A 2,237-nucleotide genomic window follows, 5' to 3' on the forward strand; every position below is an offset into this window, starting at 1 on the left:
AGTCACCTTTACCATAACAGAATGGGGTTCTTTTTTCATCACTTAACGGGTGAGAATCGAAAAGTTAATTTTTCCTGCCGTTAGGCAGTTTCTAAACAATTATAAGGAAAGTATGAATTATTCAGGTAATAGAATAATAGAAACCATTAACTATACAAAATAACTGAAGAATGGATAATTCAACTATCCAATAATTACTGTTTCATCTGGATATTTGATTTTCGCCTCAGCTTTATTTCCTCGCATAACCAGAGAGAAAAATACAGTTAACACACCTACTCTTCCAAGAAACATCAACGAGGCAATAATGATTTTGCCAACAACAGATAATTCTGGTGTTAATCCCATAGTCAAGCCCACTGTACCTATAGCTGAAATAACTTCAAAAACAATATATTCTAACCCTAATTGATTCACATCAGGAATAGTTTCTGTCACTGACAAGATCATGGTGCTAGTAATAATCATTACTAAAAACATGAAGAATAAAATAAATGCCCGTGAAACGGTGTCTTCTTTAATTGTTCGTTCATGAAATTCTGCTCGACTTCGTCCATGAAACGTTGAATACATTCTAATTAGTAAGACACCTAAAGTCGTTGTTTTAAATCCTCCAGCTGTAGAACCCGATGTCCCACCAATGAACATCAAAAGCATGGTTAACGTCAACCCAGCATGAGACATAGAAAAATAATCAATGGATGCAAAACCTGCTGTTCGTGGTGTTACAGAAAGAAAAATTGTATTAAAGAATCGATAGACGCTATTTCCTGCTTCAAAGTGAGGATTATTATACTCTGTAATGAAAAAACCAACAATACCTACTAATAATAAGACGCCTGTCACTCGTAAAGCAATTTGACTGTGTAAACTTAAACGATGCTTATTTTGTTTCATCGTCAACACATCATGCCAAACAAAAAAACCTAAACCTCCAGAAATAATTAAAGCACTGATTACCATTAGCACCCATGGATCATTTTGAAACCCTACTAGACTATCTCCAAACAAATCAAACCCTGCGTTACAAAAACTGGAAACAGCATGAAATAGACTATACCAAAGTCCTTTTTCCCAGCCAAAAAGAGGCACAAAACGAAAAGCTAGCAAAATAACTCCTATTCCCTGAATCGAAAAAGCAATTTTTAATACAGATAACAATACTTTTATTTCTCCAACCATTTGTTCTGTATTGAAGGCTTCTCGCAAAATCATGCGAGTACTTAATGCTACTTTTCGTTTCATCACAACAAAAAAGAAGATTGGAATGGTCATAAATCCTAATCCACCAATTTCAATCAATAATAAAATTATACTTTGACCAAAGATACTCCAATGCTCACTTGTGGTGACCGTCGTTAATCCAGTGACACAAATAGCAGATGTTGCCGTAAATAGTGCGTCTAAAAAATTTGTTGGCAGACCATTTTTTGAAGAGATTGGTAGCATCAAAATGCTAGCTCCTAATAAAATCAATCCAAAAAAACCAAACGTTATCCATTGAACTGGTGAAAAAGGAACTTCTTTCTTTCTTTTTCTCATACTTGAGTACTCCTTAACTTTATATTCTGATTTTTTACCATCATGTATTTAATTAATTATTTTCTTGCTGTTGAAACTTGTTTTTCCATAGTAATAACTGCTCCATAATAGCATGAATGTTAAAATAATACATATAAAACCAGAAAAATATTCGCTAATAGAGTTATATAGAAAAAATATTTTTCTCAATTGATCCCTTTTCTTATGCAGAAATCGGCATCTAATGCTAAACTAGATAGGATATATATTAGGAATTTGAAAGGTGGAAAAAGTCAAATGGAATTTATTGGTACACTTTGTCTGATTTTAGTGACAACCACATTAGGTACTCACTTTTCCAGACGTATTGGTATCCCTGCTGTCATTGGCCAATTATTAATTGGGGTTATACTAGGAAGTGCGGGGCTTAATTGGATTCATTCGAACGAACTCGTACATGAATTTTCAGAAATTGGTGTTATTTTGCTGATGTTTATCGCAGGTCTCGAAAGTTGGTTATCTGCTTTGATCATGTGCACACCATTATCTGTCCAGTGTAATCCTCCTAGGGAAGCAACATGCCAAGTAGATGAATATTGCGAACGAATAGAGCCACCTGTGCGGAAAAATGAGCCAGTGAATGCGGACAATAGCGCCACCGAATGCGGACAAGGGAACCACATAAATAATTTAGCTAACAATAGAGACCTTCTGTA

2 protein-coding genes are annotated in these 2,237 nt (G+C 34.7%); one reads left to right on the top strand and one right to left on the bottom strand.

Annotated elements, in window-relative coordinates; genetic code table 11:
* Positions 1–183: 183 nt before the first annotated feature.
* Complete coding sequence (locus ACWODM_RS16270; protein WP_455322365.1) at positions 184–1,542, bottom strand: TrkH family potassium uptake protein; 1,359 nt, start codon at positions 1,540–1,542, stop codon at positions 184–186.
* Positions 1,543–1,818: 276 nt separating this feature from the next.
* Between ACWODM_RS16270 and ACWODM_RS16275 the strand changes: the two genes are divergently transcribed.
* Positions 1,819–2,237: cation:proton antiporter domain-containing protein (locus ACWODM_RS16275; RefSeq protein WP_455322366.1), on the top strand; the 419-nt coding region annotated here is incomplete at its 3' end.

The organism is Enterococcus olivae, from assembly GCF_053760925.1.